This is a genomic window from Bradyrhizobium sp. SZCCHNR1017 (assembly GCF_032381375.1).
GTDB lineage: Bacteria > Pseudomonadota > Alphaproteobacteria > Rhizobiales > Xanthobacteraceae > Bradyrhizobium.
Genome location: NZ_JAUHIR010000012.1, coordinates 41,605 through 65,963, shown reverse-complemented (window position 1 = coordinate 65,963; position 24,359 = coordinate 41,605). Strand labels below are relative to the sequence as shown.

Below are 24,359 nucleotides of genomic sequence, written 5' to 3'. Positions count from 1 at the left end.
GGTGACTTTGCCAGGGATCAACAAAGCGGTGCTTATCGCAGGGCCGACCGCCAGCGGCAAGTCGGCGCTGGCGATGGAACTTGCGCAAAAAGCGGGCGGGGTCGTCATCAACACCGATTCCATGCAGGTCTACCGCGATCTGAGGGTGCTGACGGCAAGGCCGACCTGCGACGAAGAGGCCACCGTGCCGCACCGGCTCTACGGCCATGTCGATGCCAGCGTGAACTACTCGGCCGGCCATTATGTCCGGGATGCCGCGGAGATCCTGAGCGAGGTGCAACGGGCCGGGCGGCTGCCGATCTTTATCGGTGGCACTGGCCTGTATTTCAAGGCGCTGACATCAGGGCTGTCCGCGGTGCCGCCCGTGCCGGACGAGGTGCGCAACGCGGTGCGTCTCAGGCTCGATCGCGACGGCGTCGAGGCCTTGCATGCCGAGCTGGCGCGACGCGATCCGGCGGCGGCCGCGCGGCTGAACGTCCGCGACCGCGCCCGCGTGGCCCGGGCGCTGGAGGTGATCGAGGCGACGGGTCGGCCATTGGCCGACTGGCATGCCGAGGCCACTCCGCCGCTGCTGCCGGAGGGCAGCTATCGGGCGCTGTTCATCGCTCCGGAGCGCGAGGCGCTCTACGCGCGGATCGATGCACGGTTCGATCTGATGCTGGAGCGCGGTGCGCTGCAAGAGGTCGAGCGGCTGGCCGCGCGCGGCCTCGATCCGCTGCTGCCGGCGATGAAGGCCCACGGCGTGCCGGCGCTGATCCGCTATATCAGAGGGGAGATCACGCGGGAGGAGGCGGCCGCCATCGGCAAGGCCGACACCCGCCATTATGCCAAGCGGCAGTTCACCTGGTTTCGGCACCAACTGCCGGAGTTCGAGTGGATGAGCCCGGAGGCGGCAAAGGGATGGGTCGTCAAACTCTAGCCGCATCGTCATTCCGGGACATCGCGAAGCGATGGGCCCGGAATCCATAACCACGATCGTGAGTATGGATTCCGGGCTCGCCCTCCGGGCGCCCCGGAATGACGACCTCGTTTGGAGATGGAGCCCGTACTCTCATCCAGCCTATTGCCTCGTTTCGGAGGCCAACGGCCAAATTACCGCTCGCCGAACGGAAAATTCCGCGTTAACATCGCAAAATCGCGCTGACGAGCCGGCTTTGCCTTGACATTGGGGCATCGCCGGCTATGTTTCGCGCAACCTTTGGGAAGCTCGCTCGGCATCATGCGCAACTTTATTTCCATCCTCCTTATCGCCGTCGTACCCAGGCGCACCGCCGGGGATGGCTAGCGGCCATCCAAATTCCGAGCGGTGCGCAGGGCCTTCCAGGGCCCTTTTTTATTGCCTGGAAGCCCGCGATCCGACCGAAATGACCCTGACCCAAGTGACCAAAACCGACTGACCAAAACCGACTGACCAAGACCGACCAGCCGCTGACAGAAGCGATCCGGAGCCCACCATGACCGACAAGAGCCACGATCCGAACCAGATGACCGGCGCCGCGATGATCGTGCGCGCGCTCATCGACCACGGCGTGCAGCACCTCTTCGGCTATCCGGGCGGGGCGGTGCTTCCGATCTATGACGAGATTTTCCAGCAGAGCGAGGTCGAGCACATCCTGGTCCGCCACGAGCAGGGCGCCGGCCACGCCGCCGAAGGCTATGCGCGCTCGACCGGCAGGCCGGGCGTCGTGCTGGTGACCTCCGGCCCCGGCGCCACCAACATGGTGACGCCGCTGGCGGACGCGCTGATGGACTCGATCCCGCTGGTCTGCATCACCGGCCAGGTGCCGACGCATCTGATCGGCAACGATGCCTTCCAGGAATGCGACACGGTCGGCATCACCCGGCCCTGCACCAAGCACAACTGGCTGGTCCGCAACGTCAACGATCTCGCCAAGGTGCTGCACGAGGCGTTCTATGTCGCGACCACGGGCCGTCCGGGGCCGGTCGTCGTCGACGTGCCGAAGGACGTGCAGTTCGCGACCGGCACCTATCATCCGCCACGCAAGTCCGACGTCCACATCTCCTATTCGCCGCGCGTGAAGGGCGACGCGATGCAGATCCGCAAAGCCGTGGCGCTGCTGGCGGGCGCCAAGCGGCCGGTGATCTATTCCGGCGGCGGCGTCATCAATTCGGGGCCGGAGGCCTCGCGGCTGCTGCGCGAGCTGGTCGAGGTCACGGGCTTCCCGATCACCTCGACGCTGATGGGATTGGGCGCCTATCCGGCGTCGGGCACCAATTGGCTCGGCATGCTCGGCATGCACGGCACCTACGAGGCCAACATGGCGATGCATGATTGCGACGTCATGCTGTGCGTCGGCGCGCGCTTCGACGACCGCATCACCGGGCGCACCGATGCGTTCTCGCCCGGCTCGAAGAAGATCCACATCGACATCGACCCGTCCTCGATCAACAAGAACATCCGCGTCGACGTGCCGATCATCGGCGATTGCGGCGACGTGCTCGCCGACATCCTGCAGGTGTTCAGGGCCGAGGCGAAGAGGCCCGACATCAAGTCGTGGTGGCAGGAGATCGCCGTCTGGCGCGCGCGCAACTCGCTGGCCTACAGGCCGAACCGCGACGTCATCATGCCGCAATATGCGATCCAGCGGCTGTTCGAGCTGACGCGCGGCCGCGACACCTACATCACGACCGAGGTCGGCCAGCACCAGATGTGGGCGGCGCAGTTCTACGGCTTCGAGGAACCGCACCGCTGGATGACCTCGGGCGGTCTCGGCACCATGGGCTACGGCCTGCCGGCCGCGATCGGTGTCCAGGTCGCCCATCCCGACAGCCTCGTCATCGACATCGGCGGCGACGCCTCGGTGCAGATGACGATGCAGGAGATGTCGACGGCCGTGCAGTACGAGCTGCCGGTCAAGATCTTCATCCTCAACAACCAGTACATGGGCATGGTGCGGCAGTGGCAGCAGCTGCTGCACGGCAACCGCCTGTCGCACTCCTACTCGGAGGCGCTGCCGGATTTCGTCAAGCTCGCCGAGGCCTATGGCGGCGTCGGATTGCAGGTGAGCAAGCCCGGCGATCTCGACGGCGCGATCAAGGAGATGATCTCGGTCAAGAAGCCGGTGCTGTTCGACTGCCGCGTCGCGGCGCTCGAAAACTGCTTCCCGATGATCCCGTCGGGCAAGGCGCATAACGAGATGATCCTGCCGGCGGAAGCGAGCGATCCGGCCGCGGCGTTCGCGGGCGGCAAGGCGCTGGTGTGAGTCTGATAGGTTTGATGGTGCGGTGATGGCACGCGCGTCCGGCAGTCTCTCTCTTAACCTCTCCCCGCTTGCGGGAAGAGGTCGACGCGCAGCGTCGGGTAAGGGGGACTCTCCACGCAGTCGGCCTCGCGGAGAATCTCCCTCTCCCCGCAAGCGGGGCGAGGGAGTTCATCTGCTTGCGCGGCCGCATTGTGCCCATGCGTCAGGGAGTTTTCATGTTCACCCTCGCTGAGCTCGAAGCCGCCCACGCCATCGTCGGCGCCGCGGTGCCGGCGACGCCGGCGCATGCGTGGCCGTTGCTGGCGCAGCGGCTGGGGACCGGGGTCGTCGTGAAGCACGAGAACCACACGCCGGCCGGCGCCTTCAAGGTGCGCGGCGGACTGGTCTATGTCGACAACCTCAAGCGCACGCGGCCGGACGTCCGCGGCCTGATCACCGCAACGCGCGGCAATCATGGCCAGAGCGTCGCGTTTGCCGGCCGTCGCAACGGCCTGCCGGTGACGATCTACGTGCCGCGTGGCAACTCGGTCGAGAAGAACCGCGCGATGGCGGCGTTCGGCGCCGAGCTGATCGAGCACGGCAGCGACTTCCAGGAGGCGCGCGAGGAGGCCGGCCGCCATGCGGCGCGCGACGGCCTGCACATGGTGCCGTCGTTCCACCGCGATCTCGTGCGCGGCGTCGCGACCTACGCGCTGGAGCTGTTCCGCACGGCGCCCGACCTCGATGTGCTCTACGTCTCGATCGGGCAGGGCTCCGGCATCTGCGGCTGCATCCTGGCGCGCGATCTCTTGGGCTTGAAGACCGAGATCGTCGGCGTGCAGTCGACCGCGGCGCCGTCCTACGCGCTGTCGTTCGCCGCGCGGACGGTGGTGACGACCAACAGCGCCGACACCCACGCCGATGGTCTCGCGACGCGCAGACCGGATGCGGATGCGCTCGCCATCATCCTGAAAGGCGCCTCGCGCATCGTGCAGGTCGGCGACGCCGAGATCGCCGAGGCCGTGCGCATTCTCTGGACCGACACCCACAATCTCGCCGAAGGTGCCGGCGCGGCACCGCTTGCGGCGGCCTTGCAGGAAAAGGGCAGGCTCGCCGGCAAGCGCGTCGGCCTGGTGCTCACGGGCGGCAACATCGATCTCGACCTGTTCAGGCGCTGGGTGCTGCCGGCGGCCACGCATGCCGAAGCGGGGGCCGCATGAGGAGCTCGCAACTCGCCACAAACACCGCTGTCATGCCCGGGCTTGACCCGCCTGCGCGGCCGAAGCCGCTTCGGCGCGGCGAAGGCCCGGGCATCCACGAACCGCGCGCTCGACGCTCGACGTGGAGGGCCGGGAGCGCAGACAAGTTTACGCAGTCTGCGCAAGGCAGACTGCTATGCCCGGCCATGACGGTTGAACTATCACGGGGACACCAATGAACCAGCCAGCGTCAGCCTATTTCCTCGAAGACCGTCACGATCCGAACGAGACGCACACGCTGGCGGTGCTGGTGCAGAACGAGCCGGGCGTGCTCGCGCGCGTCATCGGCCTGTTCTCGGGCCGCGGCTACAACATCGAGAGCCTCACCGTCTCCGAGACCGAGAGCCAGAAGCACCTCTCGCGCATCACCATCGTCACCACCGGCACGCCGATGGTGATCCAGCAGATCAAGCACCAGCTCGACCGCATGATCCCGGTCTACCGCGTCGTCGACATGACGCTGACCAAGCGCGCGATCGAGCGCGAACTCGCGATGGTCAAGGTGCGCGGCACCGGCGAGCCGCGGGTCGAGGCGCTGCGGCTGGCGGATGCGTTCCGCGCCCGGGTGATCGACGCCACGACGGAAAGCTTCGTGTTCGAGATCACAGGCAATACCGACAAGATCACGCAATTCATCGATCTGATGCGTCCGCTCGGCCTGGTGGAAGTCGCCAGGACCGGCATTGCGGCGATCGGGCGGGGATCGGAAGGGATGTGAGCCATGCTGGCGCGCGACTGGTACTACAACGAACGCAACCGGATCGGGCTCGATCATGCCGTCGCCTCGATCTACGGCTCGGGCGATGATGCCGACGAGCGCGCGCGCGCTGCTCTGAAGATGCTCGGCGTCAAGCCGGGCTGGCGGGTGGCGGACATCGGCTGCGGCAACGGCGTGCTGGCGACCGAGGCGGCGCTGATGGGCGCCGTCGTCGACGCCATCGACATCTCGCCGGCGATGCTGGCGCTGACCCGGATCTACACCCGCGACCGCCGGACCGCGGTGCGGATGCATTCGGCGGGGCTGCTGTCGTTCGCCTATGAGCCGAACTCGTATGACCTGATCGTCAGCGAGTTCACGCTGCATCATCTGCCGGACTTCTGGAAGGCGGTGGCGCTGGCGCGCATCTTCGCGGCGCTGAAGCCGGGCGCACAGTTCTTCCTGCGCGACATCGTCTATGTCAGCATGCCCGACGGTGTCGAGCGCTCGGTCGAGCAGTGGGCGGATTTCAACATCAAGAACCACGACCTCGCCCGCGACAGCGTCATCACCCACATGCGCGACGAGAACTCGACCTTCGCCTGGGTGATGGAGCGCATGCTGGCCGAGGTCGGCTTCGTCACGGTCTCCGCCGACTACCATGCGCCGATGCACGCGACGTATGTGCTGCAGAAGCCGGCGGGGCAGGGCTAGGCGCTGATGTTCTTGTACGACGGTGAGGTGGCCACGCTGCCACCCTCCCCTGGAGGGGGAGGGTCGATCGCGCATGCAATGCGCGATCGGGGTGGGGTGGGCCGCCGCAAAAGCTCGCGCGTGGAGAGATCACCCCACCCCGCCTCACATCGTTGCTTCGCACGATGTGAGGCGACCCTCCCCCTCCAGGGGAGGTTGAAAAGTCGTCGTGTGGCAGGAGCTCATTAGATGTCCCAGCAGCTCCTCATCGCCTTTGTCACCTTCGCCTTCGTGATGGCGTTCACGCCCGGGCCGAACAACATCATGCTGCTGTCGTCGGGCGTGACCCATGGCTTCCGCCGCACGGTGCCGCACATGATGGGCGTCAGCTTCGGCTTCGCCTTCATGGTCGGCGCGGTCGGCTTCGGCCTCGCGACGGTTTTCATCCGCTATCCCCTGCTGCAGGACGTGCTGAAATACCTCGGCGCGGCCTATCTGATCTACCTCGCGGTCGCCATCGCCTTGTCAGGATCGGCCGAGCCTGACGACGCCAAGCCGCGCGGCCCGATGTCGTTCTGGGGCGCGGCGCTGTTCCAATGGGTCAACGCCAAGGGCTGGGTGATGGTGATCAGCACCATCACCGCCTATGCCGCGATCGCCAGCTTTCCGGCCAACGTGGCGCTGCAGGTCGCGATCAGCTTCGTGATGGCGGTCGCCTCGACCATCACCTGGACCTTATTCGGCACCGCGCTGCGGCCGCTGCTCAGCTCCGAGCGCGCGGTCCGCGCCTTCAACATCCTGATGGCGGTGCTGCTCCTGGCCTCGCTCTATCCCGTGTTCATGGACGCATGAGGGAGACTGCCGCCATGCGAGATCGGGGTTTCCAAGCAGGGCCAAAATGCTCTAGACACGGGCCGGATTTCGTCCGGGCGCAGCCGCCCGTGCCTCACCCAAGCGTCTGACTTTCCAGCCAATTCCGGCCATCTCAAAGAGGAAACGACAATGCGTGTCTACTACGATCGCGACGCCGATCTGAACCTGATCAAGGGCAAGAAGGTCGTCATCGTCGGCTATGGCAGCCAGGGCCACGCCCACGCGCTCAACCTGAAGGATTCCGGCGTCAAGGACGTCGCGATCGCGCTGCGCAAGGGCTCGGCCTCCGCCAAGAAGGCCGAAGGCGCCGGCTTCAAGGTGATGGAAGTCGCCGAGGCCGCGAAGTGGGCCGACCTCGTGATGATGCTGACCCCGGACGAGCTGCAGGGCGACATCTACCGCGAGCACCTGCACGACAACATGAAGCAGGGCGCCGCGCTGGTGTTCGCGCACGGCCTCAACGTCCACTTCAACCTGCTCGATCCGCGCGCCGATCTCGACGTGCTGATGATCGCGCCGAAGGGCCCCGGCCATACCGTCCGCTCGGAGTACCAGCGCGGCGGCGGCGTGCCCTGCCTGATCGCGATCGCCAAGGACTCCTCGGGCAATGCCCATGACCTCGGCCTGTCCTACGCCTCGGCGATCGGCGGCGGCCGCGCCGGCATCATCGAGACCACGTTCAAGGAAGAGTGCGAGACCGACCTGTTCGGCGAACAGGCGGTGCTGTGCGGCGGCCTGGTCGAGCTGATCAAGGCCGGCTACGAGACGCTGACCGAGGCCGGCTACGCGCCGGAGATGGCCTATTTCGAGTGCCTGCACGAGGTCAAGCTGATCGTCGACCTGATCTATGAAGGCGGCATCGCCAACATGAACTACTCGATCTCCAACACCGCCGAATACGGCGAGTACGTCACCGGGCCGCGCATCATCACGCCGGAAACCAAGGCCGAGATGAAGCGCGTGCTCGACGACATCCAGTCAGGCCGCTTCGCGCGCGACTGGATGCTGGAGAACAAGGTCAACCAGACCTCGTTCAAGGCGACCCGCGCCAAGCTTGCCCAGCACCCGATCGAGGAAGTCGGCGCCCGCCTGCGCGACATGATGCCCTGGATCAAGAAGGGCGCGCTGGTCGACAAGTCGAAGAACTGAGGTCTTGCGGCGAAACCGAGAAATGAAAACGGCGGGCAGAGGCCCGCCGTTTTTGTTTGGGGTCGTTGAAGGTCCGCCGGCGCGTTCAGGACGCCGCGCGGCGCGACGCCACCGGCGTCAGCAGGCGGACGATCTCGCTGATGGCGACGAGGCCGACCAGCCAGGCGGCGCTGGTCAGGCCGAGGCGGGCGACGATCGGGAGCGCGAAGCTCGCGGCGCCGCCGAGTGCGGGCGTGGCGGCCAGCAGCACCAGCTCATAGGCGGCGTAGGCACTGGGGAGCGCGACGGCAAGCGCGACCGTCGCTGGTGCTGTGCGCAAGGTCGCCAGGGCCATGCGGGCCACAACGGTGGCGCTGAGCGCCGCCACGCCGATCATGGCGCCCCAGGCCAGCGTGTTGGCATCGACCGGATAGTGCAGCGCGCCGAAGCCGATGCCCTGGTTGACCAGCCAGGCGCCGAGCATCACCGGCAGCGCCGCGCGCAGCGGCAGCATGGCGGCGGCGATCACGGCGAAGGCCGCAAACGGCGTCGCGCAGGCGAACACGAAGCTCGCCAGCGCGCAGGCCCCTGTCAGCAGCGCGAAGCAGAACGCAGCGGCATGCCGTTGCGGAACGGGCGCGAGGCGAGCCTCGGTACCAGACCGGGCGAGGACGTCGAGAGTCATGGAACATCTCCTTCTGTTGCGATTGTAGTCCATTTCGGCAGCTTCTGTCAGCCGCCGGGAGGTTGGTCGGCAGCGTCACTGCACGCCGAAGCTCGCCACCCGGATGCCGCCGAACACGCCGAAGCCCGGCGCGAGGAATCCGGTCGGGTTCTGGTAGTGATGGTTGAAGAGGTTGTCGATCCGGCCGAACAGCTTGACCTGGTCGGACAGCGCGTAGTCGCTGCGCAGGTTGACGACCGTATAGCCGGGCGCGACGAGGCCGGTGATCATGCCGTCGCGGCTGACGTCGAGCCAGTCGCCGATGTGCAGCAGCGTCGCTGACAGCGTCAGCGCATCGATCGGCGCCCATGTCGCGGTGGCGCTCCATTTCTCCTTCGGCCGCCGCAACAGCTGCAGGCCGGTGGCCGCATCGACCGCGCGGGTGAACGTGTAGTCCGCACGCAGCGAGATCCGGTCGGTGAGATCAGCGGTCACGAAGCTCTCGGTGCCTTCGGTGGTGGCGAGGCCGACATTGGCGTAGGAGGTGAAGGTCGCGTTGAAATTGATCAAGTCGGTGATGCTGTTGTGGAAGTAGGTCGCGCCGAAGCGGAGACGATCGTCGAACAGCGGCTGCTCGAAGCCGGCGTCGTAGCCGGTGCTCTGCTCCGGCCGGAGGTTGGGATTGGCGAAGAAGTTGAACGCCGGAAAATCCTGGTGCAACTGGCTCAGGGTCGGTGCCTTGAAGCCGGTGCCGTAGCTCGCCTTCAGCTTGGTCTCGGTCACCGGCAGGATCACCGCCGGCGCGATCCGGTAGGTGCCATGGCCGCCGAACTGGTCGTTGACGTCGTTGCGCAGGCTCGCCACCACGAACCAGCGCTTCACGAACTCGGTCTGCAGCTCGACGAAGCCGGCCTTGTTGCCATTCTCGGCCGAGAGGTCGGCGGTCTTCAGCCGCTCGGTCTGCTGCTCCGCGCCGACGACGAGATTGTTATGCGGCGCGAGCTCGGTCACCGCGTGCCAGTCATACTTGATGCGCTCGCCGGTCGCGACCGCTGCCACCGGATTGCCAGCCGTCAGGTCGGACGACCGGTCGTTCACATAGTTGACGCCGAAGTAGTTCCGGATGCGGCCGCCGAGCAGCGACCACACGGCTTCCTGGCGTGTCGCAAGCTGGTGGACGGCGTGGTTGCTCTGGGCCGCGTCGGGAAAGCTCGGAAAGCCGCTGTCGCCGGTGAACAGCAGCGTCGCGTCGGTGTATCGAACCACCGAGTTCAGCGTCCAGGCCTCGTTGAGGTCGACGCCCAGCTTGGCCGAGGCGGTGACGTTGTCGTAGGCATTGCCGATGGCCTTCTGCCCCGCAGGCAGCAGCTGCCACGGGGTCACCGGAACGTCGCCGGCGTGCAGATGCGCGACATTGATCGCGTAGTTGACATTGTTTTGTGAGCCGCTGACGCCGGCTGACTGGTTGAAGGTCTTGAACGAGCCGCTCTCGACCGAGGCGGTCGCGCGCGCCGGGCCCTCGCCCTTGCGCGTGATCACCGAGATCACCCCGCCGATCGCATCCGAGCCGTAGAGCCCGCTCTGCGGCCCGCGCAGCACCTCGAACTGCTGGATGTCGGCGGCGAGCAGATGCGCGAAATCGAACGCGCCATTGCCGTTGGTGACATCGCCGACGTCGATGCCGTCGATGAAGAGCTTGGTGTGATTGGCGTTGGTGCCGCGCATGAAGACGTTGGTCTGGCCGCCCGGGCCGCCGGCCTGCACCACGTTCAATCCGGGGATCGTGCTCAGGATGTCCGGCACGGTGCGGGCCTGCTGCGCGGCGATGTCCTTGTCGGTCACCACGGTGATCGCATTCGCGACGTGGGCCACTGGCGTGACGACGCCGGTCGGGCTGACGGCGACGGGGGTTCCGGCTGGCGCGGCCGGCTTTGCCGCCGGCACCTGCTGATGCGGGGCGTTGCCGGTTCTGCGGGGGATGGCTGGTTTTTGAGCGATCGGCTCGCGCGGCGGGTCGACCTCAACCGGGGGCAGAAGGTCGGGGGAGGCGGATTGCTGCGCTGCTGTGGGCGAGGGGCCGAGCAGGGCGAATGACGAGAGGACGCAGAACGACGACAGAAGGGCGCGACTGCGCCTGGCATAGGGAACGGGGGACACGAGGAACCTCGGCATGACGTCAGTGGCACGTCACCGCGAACGAGGTCTCATGCAGCCCTTTGCAGGCCTGCCTGAAAACGATGCCAATAACGCCCCGACCGGCATCCTCGCGTGTGACCACGGCTGACGGCAGGTCTCCTGGCTCGCGGGTCGTCACCTCCACGTCGCCTTCCCGGGACCGAGATTTCCCAGTGGCCTTTGACGCGAGATTCGCCGCTTACAGTTGCGGGGGCAGCTGCGGCCTTCAGTCACGTCCCTTGCGAGACGCATCCGGCACCGCATTCCCTTTTGAGCCCCGGTCGAGGGGCACCGTCGCGATCACCGTAGGAGTGCGGGCGCACCAAAGTCAATCCGGCGCCCGGCGATCTCCTGGCGATAACGCTGGCCGGTCGGCTTGGTGATGCCCGGCCGCCTGCGACAGCCATAGCCGTCGTCCCTGCGAACGCAGTGACCTATAGCCACCGGCGGTCGTGTGGCGAAGGACGACGATCAAGACATTTTCCGCCAATTCACATCACGCGGTATGGGTCCCTGCGTTCGCAGGGACGACAGCGGAGTGCGAGTCGTTGCTGATGAGGATTGCGTCTTGTGAGCACCCGCTCACTTCTCGACCTTGTTGTGCACCATCCAGAATCGCAGCGTGCGCTGGGCGGTGTCGAGCGACAGGCGGCCGTAGTCGCGTTCCGCGAGCTTGAGCGTGTCGCTGTCGATGGCGTGCTTGATCGGCCGGTGGGTCAGGATTTTCGCCACCACCGACCAGGCCAGCCCGGCGGCACGGCAGGGGATCAGCACGATGTCGGTGCGCGGGCCTTCGAGCACCTTGGCCATCATCTCGGTCGGGACGTTGTTGAGCAGGCCGAGTGCGGCGGAAACCTCGCCGAAGCGGCGGGTCTCGGCGAAGAAGGCGATGGCGGCATCGTTGAGCTCGTTCAGCCCCTTCATGCGCTTGACGGCCTCTTCGGCCAGCGTGAAGTCGCGCCCGACCAGGCCGCCGTCGCTGCGCGCAACGTCGGCGATCGCCTTGAGGATCTTCTTGATCTCCTGTTGCAACGCCGGCGGCGCCGAGGCCATCAGCCTGGCGCGCACGGCTTCGGTCGCGCGGCGCAGGAGGTCGCGCAGGTGCTTGGTGGGCAGGTCGACGCGCAGCCCGATGATCTCGGACAATTCGTCGTCGTCCTCGGCATGCGCCATCATCCCGGAATAGCCGGACTCGGAGAAGCGCGCGGTCTGGTTGTTGGCGAGCTTGCGGATCACCCGGCGCTCGCCGCGGTCGACGATGATGTCGGTCACCGCCTCGGTCAGATGCGGACGGCTGGAGATCGCCATCAGGTGATCCTGGCCCTTGGTCGCCGCGACCTCCACCAGCGTATGCTCGGTGAGCCGGCTCGAGTGCATCAGCACGTTCTCGGCCACCGAGATTTCGTCGTCGCGGGCGAGCTGCTGGATCAATTCGACGGGCGCGTAGTCGACCGGCGCGAGATGCTTGCTGAGCTCGGCCCGCGCGCGGGTCTCGACCCGCGAGACCAGCATGCACAGCACGTTGTCGAATACCTTGATCTGGTCCTCGCTGAGGCGTTCGCCGTCATGCAGGAACAGGTTGGTGACTTGGCGCAGCGTGTTGACGCGCTTCGCCGAGGTGCCGCTGCGGACGGCCTCTTCGAGTTCGGTGATGATGGAGTCTTCTGAAGGCGGAAGCTGTTCTGGCTGTGACACGATCGCGCTCGTTTGTCCCGGATTGCCGGAGCGACAGCAACGCGATTGTGATCCGCTGCAAGGCTTTCGGCCTGAGCAGTTTTCGGCACGGGCGATAACAATGCGTTAGGGGCCGAAGGCGTAGTACTCCGGAGAAACACGGATACGGAAAATTAAGGCGATACATATAGCGGGGATGACGGGCTGGAGCCCGGTCTTCCGGAGATTCGCCGGACGATCGATGCAATGAGGTGCGAAGACCTCCCCGCAGACGCGGCGACGACAGGCCAGCGAAGCGGAAAGGTTAATGATCCCATAAGGTCACAAACCTTCCTTCATCCAATTTGCTCGCTGCCCTCGATCTCACGTCAGCTGTCATCCTCCCAAGCCTTGAAACTTAAATCCCATTCTTGCCGCGGCCATTTTGCCGACGCGCCGTGCGGTGCGTAGTGTCACCCGATGTTCCGGGGCAGGCTCGGCGGGCGATGACCTCGCGCGAAAAATCAGCGCCAGCATCCTGCCGCATCTCGTGCGATAATCGCTGCGCAAATCGTTGAGGTCACCATGAAATCCGTCGTCATCACCGGCGCATCCACCGGGATCGGGTTCGCCTGTTCGAAGCTCCTGCTCGCGCGCGGCTTTCGCGTGTTCGGCAGCGTTCGCAAGCAGGCCGACGCGGACCGTCTGCGCAGCGAGCTCGGCGCCAACTTCATGCCGCTGCTGTTCGATGTGACCGACGAGGCGGCGGTGAAGGCTGCCGCCGGCGAGGTACGAGCGGCGCTCAAGGGCGAGACGCTCGCCGGTCTCGTCAACAATGCCGGCATCGCCGTCGCCGGTCCCGTGACGGAGCTGCCGATCGCGCAGTTCCGCCATCAGATGGAGGTCAACGTCATCGGCCCGGTCATCGCGACCCAGGCGTTCGCGCCGCTGCTCGGGGCCGATCCAGCCATGACAGGAGAGCGCGGCCGGATCGTGATGATCAGCTCAGTCGCGGGCCGCAACGGCAACCCGCTGATGGCGCCCTATTCGACCTCCAAGCATGCGATCGAAGGGCTGTCCGAGAGCCTGCGCCGTGAGCTGATGCTGTTCGGGATCGACGTCATCGTCATCGCGCCGGGCGCGGTGAAGACGCCGATCTGGGCCAAGGCCGACGAAGTCGACCTGTCGCCGTATCAGGCCTCGCCGTTCTTCCCGGCGCTGCAGAAGATCCGCGCCTTCATGCTTCAACTCGGCAAGACCGGGCTGCCGGCCGAGACCATCGCCGCGCGGGTGGCCGACGCCTTGACCTTGCCGGCGCCCAAGGTGCGCTACGAGATCGCACCCGATTCCATGAGGCAATGGATCGTGCGGGTGCTTCCGAAACGGACCGTCGATCGCATCATCGCCAAGCGGCTCGGCCTGATGCCCGCGACCAGACCCTGATGCCGGCGATGACGACCATCGGCAAGACCCAGGCGGAGCTGACCCGCCTGGTCGAGGAGGAACTTCGCGCGCAGCCGGGCTGCGAGACGGCGCGCGTGCCGGCCGTTCATGCGCTCGACGTGCGCAGCGGCCGCAACTGGGAGATCCCGCACGTCGTTCTCGGCGACAGCCTGATCAGCGACGTCGACCGCGCCGTGATGAGCGTGCAGCGCCGGCTCGGGCGTGCATTTCACCTGATCGACGATCCGGTCACGGCGCCGGAAGCGGCAGCGACGCCGCAGGGCGACCCTGAAAATCCTTGCTGAGATGTGAGCCTGCGGGCTCAGGTCAGCAGGCCCTGCCGCAGCGCCAGCCGCACCAGCTCGATGTCGCTGGCCACGCCGAGCTTGTCCTTGATCAGCGAGTGCAGGTTGGCAACCGTCTTCGGGCTGAGATGCAACGCTGACGCGATCTCGTCGGTGGTGCGTTCGGCGAGCAGCATCTGCATCACCTCGAACTCGCGCGCGGACAGGACGTCGGCGGCCGCGCGCTCGCCGGCGAGGCGGCTGAGCGCGAGCTCGTGATCGATGTCGGGGCTGATCGCGATGCGGCCGGCGAGCACGTCCATGACGGCGCGCACGAGCGTCTCCGGCGGGCTGCTCTTGGTGACGTAGCCGCGGGCGCCGGCGCGGATCGCCTGCACCGCGAAGCCGGCATTCTCATGCATGGTGAAGACGAGGATGCGCGCGCTGCGATCCCATTGCCGGATGCGGCGGATGCCCTCGATGCCGCCGACGCCCGGCATGGTCAGGTCCATGATGACGAGATCGGGCCTGACCTCCTTGAACAGCCGGTAGGCTTCGGCGCCATCGGCGGCTTCGGCGACCACGCGCAGCCCCGGCTGCTTCTGCAGCATCGACCTGTAGCCCTCGCGGACCACGGCATGGTCGTCGACCAGCAGGATGGTGCCGGCGGGCGTCGTCATGCCGCGCATGCCGTTTCCGGCTGGGTCGGCGCAGGCGAGAGGCCGGGCAGGGCCGGGACCGGAATCTCGACGTGGAGGCGCGCGCCGCCGGAGGTGGCGGCGAAGCTCATCTGGCCTCCCATGGAGGCGACGCGCTCGCCCATGCCGAGCAGGCCCATGCCCGGCTTGTCGGGAGCTTCGCCGAGAAGACCGTCGTCTTCGACGGTGAGCAGGGTCGCGCTGACCGGCCCGTCCTGAAGCGTCAATTGCAACCGCACCCGCGTCGCGTCGGCGTGCTTGACGGCATTGGTGAGCGCCTCCTGTGCGATGCGGTAGATATTGGTGGCGATGATGCCCGGCAGTCGGTCGACGTCGCCCGACAGGCTGATCTCGAAAACGGTGCGGCCGTGCTGGCGCCTGTTCCAGCCGGCGACGAGGCCCTCCAGGCTGCCGGCGAGGCCGAGCTCGTCGACGTCAGGCGGGCGCAGCCGCATCAGCGCGCCGCGCAACTGCTCCATCATGTCGCTCGCGGTGCGCGCGATGCCGTCGCATTCGCCGACCAGAGCGGGGCAATCCTGCGCCGCGCTGTGACGGATCGACGCCGCGAGCGCCCGGATCGCCGCCAGCGACTGGCCGAATTCGTCATGCAGCTCGCGCGCCAGGTGGCGGCGCTCGTCGTCCTCCAAGGCGATCAGGCGCCGGGTCAATTCGCCGCGCTGGGCCAGCGCCGTCTGCAGCCCCTCGGCGAGCTGGTTGAAGGCAGCGCGGATCGCCGAGAGCTCGGCGAGGTCGAACGGCGGCAGCCGCGCCGACAGATCGTTGGCGGCGATCCGCTCCAGCCCGGCGCAGATCAGCCGGGTGGGGCGCAGCGCGCGGGCCAGCGCGGCGTAGGCCAGCGCGCACAGCAGCACCAGCGCCGTCCCGAGCACCGGCAGCAGCCGGCTGAGCTCGCGCCAGGCGTCCGCGGTCATGACGCCGGCGTCGATCCAGACGACGGCATCGCCCGTCGTTTCGTCGCGAAACCTGACCGGCCGTGCCGCTTCGCGGCCCGGATCGAACAGTCGCCGATACAGCATCGCGAAGGCGCGGGGCGGATCGTCCGTCTGCGCCTCGGCGCCGCCGCAGATGCGCTGCACGATCGCGCCGTCGACGCCGCGATAGGCGATGCACAGGCCCGGTCGCATCGCCGCCGCCGCGACCGCATCGAGGTCGGGAAAGCCGGCCGGCGGACTGGCGACCCAATGCATCTTGCTTTGCTGCAATTGCAGAGTCCGGGCCGTGATCTCGGCGATCCGCTCATTGCGCACATGCACCGAGTGGTCGATGTCGAACAGCACATAGGCGCAGATCGCCGTGAAGCAGAGCGCCGAGACCACCGAGATCCGCAGGGTCAGGCGGTATTTGAGGTCGTAGCGGGTCCACATCTTCGGTGTGTCCATGACAGCCCAGCCGGCCGGCATTTAACGGCAGAACCGTCCGGGCCAAAAGCGCCGCGGCCCGGTGGACGGTGCGGTCGTGAATTTTTCCCGTGCCGCGCCGGGACCGTGGCCGCTGCGGCGATGGCACGGCGGCGTCTAGCTTCCGACCGCCAGACATCGTTGCAGGGGGATCCCATGTCGAACCGTCGCGTCGTCCGTTGTCTCGTTCTCGCGCTTGCTTTCGCGGCCGGCCCGGTCCGCGCCGCCTCCGGCGATGTCCCGGCCGTGCTGGTCGACGATTTCAGCTATCTCGACACGTCCGGCGAGCCGGTCGATCAGACCGCCGCGCATCAGCGGCGGCTGGATGCGTTCATCGCCGCGCTCCGCCGCGATGTCGCCGCCGACGCGCGGCTGCGGCCGGTCAGCCCGTCCTGCGCACCGTCCTGTCCGACCGATGCGTCCCCGGAGGCCCGGCTGCAGATGGCGGCCGCGGCCGGCGCCACCGTCGTGATCACCGGCGGAGTCCAGAAGCTCTCCACCCTGGTGCAGTGGGCGCGCGCATCGGCCATCGACGTCGCCTCCCATCGGGTCCTGTTCGACAAGATCTTCACCTTCCGCGGCGACAATGACGAGGCTTGGCAGCGCGCCGAGATGTTCGTCTCGCGCCAGGTCCGTGACGCACTGGCGCCGCCGGAGCCGATCCGGCTGGCGCTGCTGCCGTTCGAGCTCGACGACACCAGCGCGGGCGCCGCGCTCGGCGAGACCGAATCCGACCAGAAGGGGCTGCAGGAGACGACCGACGCGGTGCGGCAGCTGCTGGCACAGTCCGGGCGCTATCGCCTGGTGGACGCGGCCGGCGAGATCAAGCCGGGGCAGCCGGTGCGCGAGTGCGACGATTGCGAGGCGCGGGTGGCCCGCGCGCTCGGCGCCCAGCAATCGCTGCTCGGCATCGTGAGGCGGATCGGCCGCACCGAATACATCATCGGCTTTCGTGTCCGCCAGGCCGACAGTGGCGCGCTCGTCGTCGCCGGCGATAGCGGATTGCGCCTCGGCGCCAATTATTCCTGGAGCCGCGGCGCGGTGCGCCTGGTGCGCGAGCGGCTGCTCGAGACCGGCGCCCAGAATTGAAAAAGGGCGAGGATCGGTACGCGAGGACGGCAGTGATGCCACCTCTCGTCGCGGCGTGAGACGACACGCCGCCCTCCGTGCAAATCCGGGCTGTTGTGATTTGTGACGATTTCATTACGGTCGGATGACAGGATAGCCTTCCTTGATCTGTCGGCATACGCCGGCGAAGGGCGCCTGCTTTCGATCGCCTGATGTCACTGACCCCGAACGACCAACCGATCACCACGCTCGCCGCGGCGAGCGCAACGCGCTCCGCGGCGGTCCGGCTGTCCGCCGTCGCCGCGCCGCATGTCGCGGCGCTGGCCCTGATGCTGCACACCGAGACCGATTTCGGCTCGCGGCTCGGCTTCGTGCTGGCCTGGGGCATCCTGAACGGCTTCTGGCTGGTGCTGCTGCGGCGGCCTGCGGTGTCCGGCGCGCTGGCGCTGACCATGGTCGTGGTGCTGGTGCTGCTGTCGCAGCTCAAGCACGCCGTGGTCCAGATGACGGCGAACTTCGTCGACGTGATGCTGATCGACCACGACAGCGCGGCGTTCCTGTTCACGATCTTCCCGAACCTGAAGCTGTCGGTGCTGGTGGCGGCCGCCGTCGTGCTGCCGCTGATGGGGCTGCTGTGGTGGGCCGACCCGTTCCGGGTCGCGCGGCTGCCGGCGCTGGCCGGCAAGCTCGCCTGCCTTGCTGCGCTCACGTTGTATTCGCTCAACTGGCGCGACGAGACCTGGCGTGGCTATTATGACGACGGCTATCTGTCGAAATTCGCCCGCTCCGGCGTCACGGCGGTGTCGGACTTCCTCGCCAACGGCTTCATGGAATCCGACGCCACCGCTGATCGAAGTCTGGCTGCCTTTGTCCCGGATTCCTGTCATCCGGCCGCGCGCCGGCCGAACATCGTGCTGATCCACGACGAATCCAGCTTCGACATCCGCTCGGCGCCAGGCATCAAGGTACCAGCGGGCTATGGCAGCCATTTCAAGTCGTTCGACGGCAAGGCGCGGCAGTTCATGGCCGAGAGCAATGGCGGGCCGAGCTGGTTCACCGAGTACAACGTGCTCGCCGGCCTGTCGTCGCGCTCGTTCGGCCGCTTCGCCTATTTCGTGACGCGGATCGCGTCCGGCCGGGTCGAGCGCGGCCTGCCGCTGGCGCTGCGCAATTGCGGCTACGACACGGTGTCGCTGTATCCCGCGCAGGGCGCCTTCATGAGCGCGCGCAGCTTCCAGACCACGGTCGGCGTCGACCGCTTCCTCGACGCGCGCGATCTCGGCGCCAAGGGCGTCGAGCCCGACGGCTTCTTCTACGATGCCGCGCTCGATCTGATGCAGCACCGGCCGCGCGGAAAGCCGCTGTTCATGTTCGTCTATCTCGCCGCCAACCATTTCCCGTGGGAGACGACGTTCCGGCCCGACCTGACGCCATCCTGGCGCGCGCCCGGCAACGTGCCTTCGATCGATGAGTATCTGCGCCGCCAGGCGATGAGCGCGACGGACTATCAGCGCTTCCTCGCCAGCCTGAAGAAGCGCTTCGGCGACCAGCCGTTCCTGATCGTGCGCTACGGCGATCACCAGCCGGAGTTCTCGCCGCACATTCTCGATCCCAAACTCGACGAGGCCGGCATCGGCGAGAAGCTCGAAAGCTATGATCCGCGCTATTATCAGACCTATTACGCCGTCGATGCCGTCAATTTCGAGCCGCGCCAGAGCGCGGTCGTGATGGACCGGATCGACGCCGCCTATCTGCCGCTGGTCACCTTGGAGGCGGCCGGCATTCCGCTCGATCCGTCCTTCGCCGAGCAGAAGGACATCATGCTCCGCTGCAAGGGCGTGTTCTACGCCTGCGGCGACGGCGCCGAGGCGCGCCGGTTCAACCGCATGCTGATCGACGCCGAGCTGATCCGGGGGCTCTAGACTCTCACCGCCCGCGACGGGTCGGTGGCTTCACGGGATTGCGATCGATCCGTCATTCCATGGGAGGATTGTCGGGACGGCCGCGTTGGGCTACCCCGTGCGCTCCGTGTAAGCGAGAGGTTCGACATGTCCACATCCGTCAAGGAACTGATGGCCGCCGCCAACGCGGTGGTCCCCAAGATCACGCCGGCCGAGGCGCAGGCGATGATCGGCAAGGGCAACACGCTCGTCCTCGACGTGCGCGATGCGCCGGAGGTCGAGAAGAGCGGCAAGATCGAAGGCGCGCACCACGTCTCGCGCGGCATGCTCGAATTTCGCGCCGATCCGGACTCGCCCTATCACGACAAGAATTTTAGCAAAGACAAGAGCGTCATTCTGTACTGCGCCTCCGGCGGCCGTGCCGCGCTGGCGGGCAAGGCGCTGAAAGACCTCGGCTACGACAAGGTGTTCAACGTGGGCGGCTTCAAGGACTGGGCCGACAATGGCGGCGCGGTGGAGAAGCCGATCGAACCGGGGATGTAAGCGTAAACTGCTCACTAGGGTCAGGACCCATTTAACCGACAGAACGCTCGGGCGAGCGGCTCAATCCCACAGGGAGATGGCCGGCTTCAACCTTTCGTATTCGAAAGCATGGCCTTCAATCTCTCTGCCGCCGGCACTTTGGGAGCGCCACTTCTCGTGATCGCAAAGACTTGACGCCTACGACGCGGTTTAATGGAAATCTGTGCAATGGCCCTGCTATCGGCGGGAATGGCGAGCTGTGGCATGATGGTTATGCCGATATCTTGGCTGACCATGTTTACGAGCGCTTCGGCATCTCGCACCCGCAGCACAATCGGCGGATTGATCTTAGCTTGATCGAATATTTGACGAATGGCGGGCTCGCAGCCGGACGCGGACATCAAAAATGGCTCGTCGGCCGCATCTGTCAGGCTAATTTGCCCCCGGCTGGCAAGACGATGGTCTGATGCGACGACGACAACAAATTCATCCTCCATGATGACGATGGGCTGCACCGCCGGCGTCGTCTCTCCCGTCAGGCCGAGATCAATGATGTCTTTCTCAACCCATTCGCAAACTTCCGCATCGGTCCCCTCGATCAGACTGACCGTGATGCGTGGGTACATCCTTTTGAACTCCGCGAGTCGAGCCGGCAGAAGCCGCGCTGCAACGCTCGATACACTGCCGATGCGTATATGCCCCGCGAGCAATCCATTGACCGCGCTGCAGGTTTGTCGAATGCGTTCGACGGCTTGAAGTGCAGCCCGGGCGTCGGCGAGCACTGCCCGACCAAGTTCGGTGATTCTGATTCCGTCACGATGCCTTATAAGCAGCTGCCCGCCCAATACCGCCTCTAAATGCTTGATGCTTTGGCTGACCCCTGACTGGGTGAGGCCGATCTCTGTGGCTGCAGCCGAGAAGGTGCCGCAATCCACGACGCTGCTGAGCACCCGAAGGTGAGCGAGAGATATATTAGTAATTGTCATATGCAGCTGCTGTCGAAGTAATTTTACATATACATGACCGGCATGCTCTTACAAGGCGGAACTACAGCCGGAGAGCGATCATGTCCGACGCCATAGCGATTGCGCTTGTTGGCGAATTCACCCCTTCCTTCCTGCCTCACACCGCAACCAACGATGCGATTGAGCATGCTCGGCTGACGCTGGAGGGACGAATTACGGCGGAATGGATCTCAACCGTCCAGCTGGAGGCCGGGGCAGCCGAACAGCTTCGGCGTTTTGATGCGATCTGGATTGTTCCCGGGAGCCCATACAAGAGCCTTCTCGGAGCCATCAATGCAATTCGTTACGCGCGCGAGAGCGGCGTTCCGCTCTTGGGGACTTGCGGGGGCTGCCAGCACGTTGTGATCGAATACAGTCGCAATGTCATGGGCTTCGAAGACGCCGCGCACGCCGAATATGATCCCTACGCCTCCAACCTCTTCATCACACCATTATCGTGCTCGCTCGTGGGGCAGACGATGGAAGTCAAAATCGAGCCGGGCAGCCTCGCAGATGCGATCTACGGGGGGAAGAATCCACGCGAGCAGTACTACTGCAATTTCGGACTGAACCCGGAGCATCAGCAGAAGCTACATGACGCAGGATTGAGAATCATTGGCACGGACGCATCCGGCGAAGCGAGGATTCTGACTATCCCTGCGCATCGCTTCTTCATTGCTACTCTCTATGTACCTCAGCTGACTTCGAGCATCACCCAGCCTCACCCGGTGATCCTGGAGTTTATGAGGGCTGCGATGGAATCTAACCGATGAGGTGCGGTTCTCGCGATGTCGGCAATCCGTTCGACGCAATATCGTAAGGTGCGGCTCTGGTCTCTCCTCGCTTGCCAGAGGCTGAGACTCTGATCGCCGACAAGGGGCTATGACAGCGATGCCTTCCGAGCGGCTCTCGCTAAGCGAGGAATAGAGCCTTGCATTCCGCCGCGGGCTGGGCGCAGATCGCCCTAACATATTGCAAATCCCTGTATCGGCAGCGTCACAAGGTCGAGAATATGTTCGCCGGACTTAAGGACTGGCGACGTCTCTCCATGCGTTACGACCGCTGCGCTCACACATTCTTCAGCGCCATCTGTATCGCGGCAACTGTTATCTTCTGGCTCGATCAATGAGTCCTGACCCTAGTGCGTGTGGAGGTTGCGCCAACCACCACCGTCATTGCGAGCGAGCCGAAGCAATCCAGAGTCCTCGTGACGCCCTGGATTGCTTCGCTGCGCTCACAATGACGCGGCGAGACTGTGGGGCCTACTTCGACATCTTGCTCCACAGCCAGCGCGCCACCGCCGGCGGCGAGGACTCCGCGTCACTGCCGGAGGCGCGCAGATTGGCCTGCTGCATGGTCGCGATGTCGATGCGGCCGAGCAGCGGTCGTAACGCATCCTGCAACGCGCGGTCCTCGGCACGCTTCGGCGACAGCAGCAGGATCGCGTCGTAAGGCGGGATCGCCTGCTTGGGATCGTCGAGCACGACGAGATCATATTTCGCGATCAGGCCGTCGCTGGTGTAGCCGGCGATGACGTCGACCTCGCCGGAGGCGGCGGCGGCATACATGAAGTCGGGCTGCATCTGGCGCTGGGCGCGGAAGGCGAGGCCATAGGCGTCGCGCAGGGCCGCCCATTCCGGGCGCGAGAAGAACTCGTAGTCGCCGGCGATCGACATGTCGCTGGCGTGGCGCGCGAGGTCGGCGATCGAGCGGATGCCGAGCGCCTCGGCCGTCTTGCGCGGCATCACCAGCGCGTAGGCATTCTCGAAGCCGAGCTCGCCGAGCAGGGTGACCTTGTCCTTGGCGAGATCCTGCTTCAGTGCATCGAGCAGCGCGGCGCGCGGCAACTGCTCCTTGTGGTGAAACTGGTTGGTCCACAGCGTGCCGGAGTAATCGACGTAGGCGTCGATGTCGCCGTTCTTCAGTGCCTCATAGATCACGCTGGAGCCAAGCCCGGCGCGTGTCGTCGCCGAGAGACCGGCTGCCTGCAGCCGCTCGCTGATCAAGGCCGACAGCACATATTGCTCGGTAAACGTCTTGGCGCCGATCACGTAGCGTGCCGAGCCGCCGGCCAGCGAGGGCAGGAGACTCGCGCCGACCATGAGCGCGATGGTTGCGGTGCCAAGCCCGACACGGGCACGGCTGCGCCTGCGCAGGCCATCCTCGATCAGCGCCAGCAACTGATCGATGGCAAGCGCCAGCACGGCGGCGGCAATGCAGCCGAACACGACCAGCACCCAGTTCTGGGTCTGCAAACCTGCAAAGATGTAGTTGCCGAGCGAGGTCTGGCCGATCGGTGTCGACAAGGTCGCGGTGCCGATCACCCACACCGCAGCGGTGCGGATGCCGGCCATGATCACCGGCAGCGCCAGCGGCAGTTCCACCATCGTCAGCGCCTGGCGCTCGGTCATCCCGACGCCTTTGGCGGCCTCGATCAGGCTTGCGTCGACGCCGTTCAGCCCGGTGATGGTGTTGCGCAGCACCGGCAGCATCGAATAGAGCGCCAGCGCCAGCATGGCCGGCAGGAAGCCGAAGGCCGAGAACGAAAGCCCGAACCAGCGCAAGGTGAGTGCCGTCAGCGCCAGGAGCAGCGGATAGAACAGCGCCAGCAGCGCCAGTCCCGGCACCGTCTGCACCACGCTGGCGACGCCGAGCAGCAGATTGCGCAGGGCAGGGCGATTGCGCGCGAGCAGCGCCAGCGGAAAGCTCACGGCAAGGCCGAGCGCCAGCGCGGCGAGGCTCACGCGCAGATGGCTGCCGAGATAATCCGTGAGATGCGACAGCGCCTCGGTGAAGCGTGGATCGGACAGTGCGCTCATGCTGTGCCGCTTTCGGGCAGCAGCGCGGCCAGCCGCGCCGCCTGCCGGCGCGGCGTCGTCATCAGCTCCGTCACGTAGGGTTCGCGGCTGGCCGCGAGCTCGGCCGGCGTGCCGATCTCGATCAGGCGTCCGCCGCGCATCACCGCGATGCGGTCGGCGAGCAGCAGCGCCTCGGTGATGTCGTGCGTGATCATGATCGTGGTCAGCGCGAACTGCTCATGCAGGGCGCGGTAGTCGCTGCCGAGCGCATCACGCGTCAGCGGATCGAGCGCGCCGAACGGCTCGTCCATCAGCACGATCTTCGGCCGCGCCGCGAGCGCGCGGGCGACGCCGACGCGCTGGCGCTGGCCGCCCGAGAGCTCGTGCGGCAGCCGGTCGCGATGCGCCTTGCGGTCGAGCCGCACGAGGTCGAGCAGCTCGTCGACACGGGCGGCGATCTCGTTCGCGGGCGTACCGAGCAGCCTGGGGGTGATGCCGATATTGGCGGCAACCGTCATGTGCGGAAACAGCGCCCCGTTCTGGAACACGGTGCCAACCCGGCGACGCAGGCTGACAGGATCGAGGCCGGCGATATCGTCGCCAGCAATCCGGATCGCGCCGCCGTCCAGCTCGATCAGGCGGTTGGTGAGCCGCAGCAATGTGGTCTTGCCCGAGCCGGAGCCGCCCACGATCGCCAGGAACTCACCCTCGGCGATCTCCAGCGAGACGCCGTCGACCGCGGTCACGGCGCCTGCCGGGCCGGGGAAACTCTTGCGGACGTTGGTGTAGACGATGAACGGCGTGCGCGGCATGCGGCCTTGCGGAATGTTGGCCTTAGGGTTGGCCTTAAGGTTGGCCTTGGGCTCAGTCAGACGACC

Annotated in this window: 22 protein-coding genes and 1 riboswitch; of the genes, 14 read left to right on the top strand and 8 right to left on the bottom strand. The window is 66.2% G+C overall.

Annotated elements, in window-relative coordinates; translation table 11 throughout:
• The first annotated feature begins 1 nt into the window (after window position 1).
• From miaA to ilvC, 7 genes are all read left to right on the top strand, one after another.
• Window positions 2-919 (top strand): tRNA (adenosine(37)-N6)-dimethylallyltransferase MiaA, encoded by a 918-nt coding sequence (gene miaA, locus QW863_RS25965; RefSeq protein ID WP_315769104.1) that lies wholly within the window; start codon window positions 2-4, stop codon window positions 917-919.
• A 535-nt stretch (window positions 920-1,454) separates the two neighbouring features.
• Window positions 1,455-3,224 (top strand): acetolactate synthase 3 large subunit, encoded by a 1,770-nt coding sequence (locus QW863_RS25960; protein ID WP_315769102.1) that lies wholly within the window; start codon window positions 1,455-1,457, stop codon window positions 3,222-3,224.
• A gap of 215 nt (window positions 3,225-3,439) precedes the next feature.
• On the top strand, window positions 3,440-4,423 hold the full coding sequence (locus QW863_RS25955) for a threonine dehydratase (RefSeq protein WP_315769100.1): 984 nt from the start codon (window positions 3,440-3,442) through the stop codon (window positions 4,421-4,423).
• A gap of 214 nt (window positions 4,424-4,637) precedes the next feature.
• Window positions 4,638-5,180, top strand: coding sequence for an acetolactate synthase small subunit (ilvN, locus tag QW863_RS25950; protein WP_315713345.1), 543 nt, complete (start codon window positions 4,638-4,640; stop codon window positions 5,178-5,180).
• 3 nt (window positions 5,181-5,183) lie between these two features.
• Window positions 5,184-5,873, top strand: coding sequence for a class I SAM-dependent methyltransferase (locus QW863_RS25945; protein WP_315769097.1), 690 nt, complete (start codon window positions 5,184-5,186; stop codon window positions 5,871-5,873).
• A 228-nt stretch (window positions 5,874-6,101) separates the two neighbouring features.
• Window positions 6,102-6,704, top strand: a complete 603-nt coding sequence (locus QW863_RS25940; RefSeq protein ID WP_315713343.1) for a LysE family translocator — start codon at window positions 6,102-6,104, stop codon at window positions 6,702-6,704.
• Window positions 6,705-6,854: 150 nt separating this feature from the next.
• Complete coding sequence (gene ilvC, locus QW863_RS25935; protein WP_315713342.1) at window positions 6,855-7,874, top strand: ketol-acid reductoisomerase; 1,020 nt, start codon at window positions 6,855-6,857, stop codon at window positions 7,872-7,874.
• An 85-nt stretch (window positions 7,875-7,959) separates the two neighbouring features.
• Here ilvC and QW863_RS25930 read toward each other — a convergent pair whose 3' ends face one another.
• The 3 genes from QW863_RS25930 to QW863_RS25920 form a co-directional block, all read right to left on the bottom strand.
• The gene (locus QW863_RS25930; RefSeq protein ID WP_315769095.1) at window positions 7,960-8,538 is read right to left on the bottom strand and encodes a hypothetical protein; all 579 of its coding nucleotides are present in this window, start codon (window positions 8,536-8,538) and stop codon (window positions 7,960-7,962) included.
• Window positions 8,539-8,613: 75 nt separating this feature from the next.
• Window positions 8,614-10,689 carry a TonB-dependent receptor plug domain-containing protein gene (locus tag QW863_RS25925; protein WP_315769093.1) on the bottom strand — a complete coding sequence of 692 codons (2,076 nt, stop codon included), beginning with the start codon at window positions 10,687-10,689 and terminating at the stop codon, window positions 8,614-8,616.
• A gap of 95 nt (window positions 10,690-10,784) precedes the next feature.
• A riboswitch (cobalamin riboswitch) is annotated at window positions 10,785-11,003 on the bottom strand.
• 271 nt (window positions 11,004-11,274) lie between these two features.
• Entirely contained in the window at window positions 11,275-12,387 is a 1,113-nt protein-coding gene (locus tag QW863_RS25920) for a DUF2336 domain-containing protein (protein ID WP_315752746.1), read from the bottom strand.
• Window positions 12,388-12,930: 543 nt separating this feature from the next.
• On the opposite strand from QW863_RS25920, the gene QW863_RS25915 reads away from it, so the two are divergent.
• Together QW863_RS25915 and QW863_RS25910 are read left to right on the top strand one after the other, a co-directional pair.
• The gene (locus tag QW863_RS25915; protein ID WP_315769091.1) at window positions 12,931-13,788 is read left to right on the top strand and encodes an SDR family oxidoreductase; all 858 of its coding nucleotides are present in this window, start codon (window positions 12,931-12,933) and stop codon (window positions 13,786-13,788) included.
• Entirely contained in the window at window positions 13,788-14,093 is a 306-nt protein-coding gene (locus tag QW863_RS25910) for a hypothetical protein (protein WP_315769089.1), read from the top strand. Before QW863_RS25915 ends, QW863_RS25910 begins: the two co-directional genes overlap by 1 nt.
• Before the next feature lie 17 nt (window positions 14,094-14,110).
• Here the strand turns inward: QW863_RS25910 and QW863_RS25905 are convergent, their stop codons facing one another.
• The gene (locus tag QW863_RS25905) at window positions 14,111-14,752 is read right to left on the bottom strand and encodes a response regulator transcription factor (RefSeq protein WP_315769257.1); all 642 of its coding nucleotides are present in this window, start codon (window positions 14,750-14,752) and stop codon (window positions 14,111-14,113) included.
• On the bottom strand, window positions 14,749-16,155 hold the full coding sequence (locus QW863_RS25900) for a sensor histidine kinase (protein ID WP_315769255.1): 1,407 nt from the start codon (window positions 16,153-16,155) through the stop codon (window positions 14,749-14,751). Before QW863_RS25900 ends, QW863_RS25905 begins: the two co-directional genes overlap by 4 nt.
• A 189-nt stretch (window positions 16,156-16,344) precedes the next feature.
• Here QW863_RS25900 and QW863_RS25895 point away from each other — a divergent pair, with 189 nt between their 5' ends.
• From QW863_RS25895 to QW863_RS25885, 3 genes are all read left to right on the top strand, one after another.
• Window positions 16,345-17,277, top strand: a complete 933-nt coding sequence (locus QW863_RS25895; protein WP_315769087.1) for a DUF2380 domain-containing protein — start codon at window positions 16,345-16,347, stop codon at window positions 17,275-17,277.
• Between the two features lie 191 nt (window positions 17,278-17,468).
• The gene (locus QW863_RS25890; RefSeq protein ID WP_315769085.1) at window positions 17,469-19,178 is read left to right on the top strand and encodes a sulfatase-like hydrolase/transferase; all 1,710 of its coding nucleotides are present in this window, start codon (window positions 17,469-17,471) and stop codon (window positions 19,176-19,178) included.
• 126 nt (window positions 19,179-19,304) lie between these two features.
• Window positions 19,305-19,700, top strand: coding sequence for a rhodanese-like domain-containing protein (locus QW863_RS25885; protein ID WP_315713332.1), 396 nt, complete (start codon window positions 19,305-19,307; stop codon window positions 19,698-19,700).
• 86 nt (window positions 19,701-19,786) lie between these two features.
• Here QW863_RS25885 and QW863_RS25880 read toward each other — a convergent pair whose 3' ends face one another.
• On the bottom strand, window positions 19,787-20,665 hold the full coding sequence (locus QW863_RS25880; RefSeq protein WP_315769082.1) for a LysR family transcriptional regulator: 879 nt from the start codon (window positions 20,663-20,665) through the stop codon (window positions 19,787-19,789).
• Window positions 20,666-20,745: 80 nt separating this feature from the next.
• Here QW863_RS25880 and QW863_RS25875 point away from each other — a divergent pair, with 80 nt between their 5' ends.
• Both QW863_RS25875 and QW863_RS25870 read left to right on the top strand, forming a co-directional pair.
• Window positions 20,746-21,456 (top strand): glutamine amidotransferase-related protein, encoded by a 711-nt coding sequence (locus QW863_RS25875; protein ID WP_315752753.1) that lies wholly within the window; start codon window positions 20,746-20,748, stop codon window positions 21,454-21,456.
• Window positions 21,457-21,614: 158 nt separating this feature from the next.
• The gene (locus QW863_RS25870) at window positions 21,615-21,812 is read left to right on the top strand and encodes a transposase (RefSeq protein WP_409977969.1); all 198 of its coding nucleotides are present in this window, start codon (window positions 21,615-21,617) and stop codon (window positions 21,810-21,812) included.
• A 133-nt stretch (window positions 21,813-21,945) separates the two neighbouring features.
• Here QW863_RS25870 and QW863_RS25865 read toward each other — a convergent pair whose 3' ends face one another.
• Entirely contained in the window at window positions 21,946-23,502 is a 1,557-nt protein-coding gene (locus QW863_RS25865; RefSeq protein ID WP_315769080.1) for a glycine betaine ABC transporter substrate-binding protein, read from the bottom strand.
• Window positions 23,499-24,293: an ATP-binding cassette domain-containing protein gene (locus QW863_RS25860; RefSeq protein ID WP_315769253.1), complete on the bottom strand. Its 795-nt coding sequence runs from the start codon at window positions 24,291-24,293 to the stop codon at window positions 23,499-23,501. The genes QW863_RS25865 and QW863_RS25860 overlap by 4 nt, the downstream gene beginning before the upstream one ends.
• Window positions 24,294-24,359: the final 66 nt, after the last annotated feature.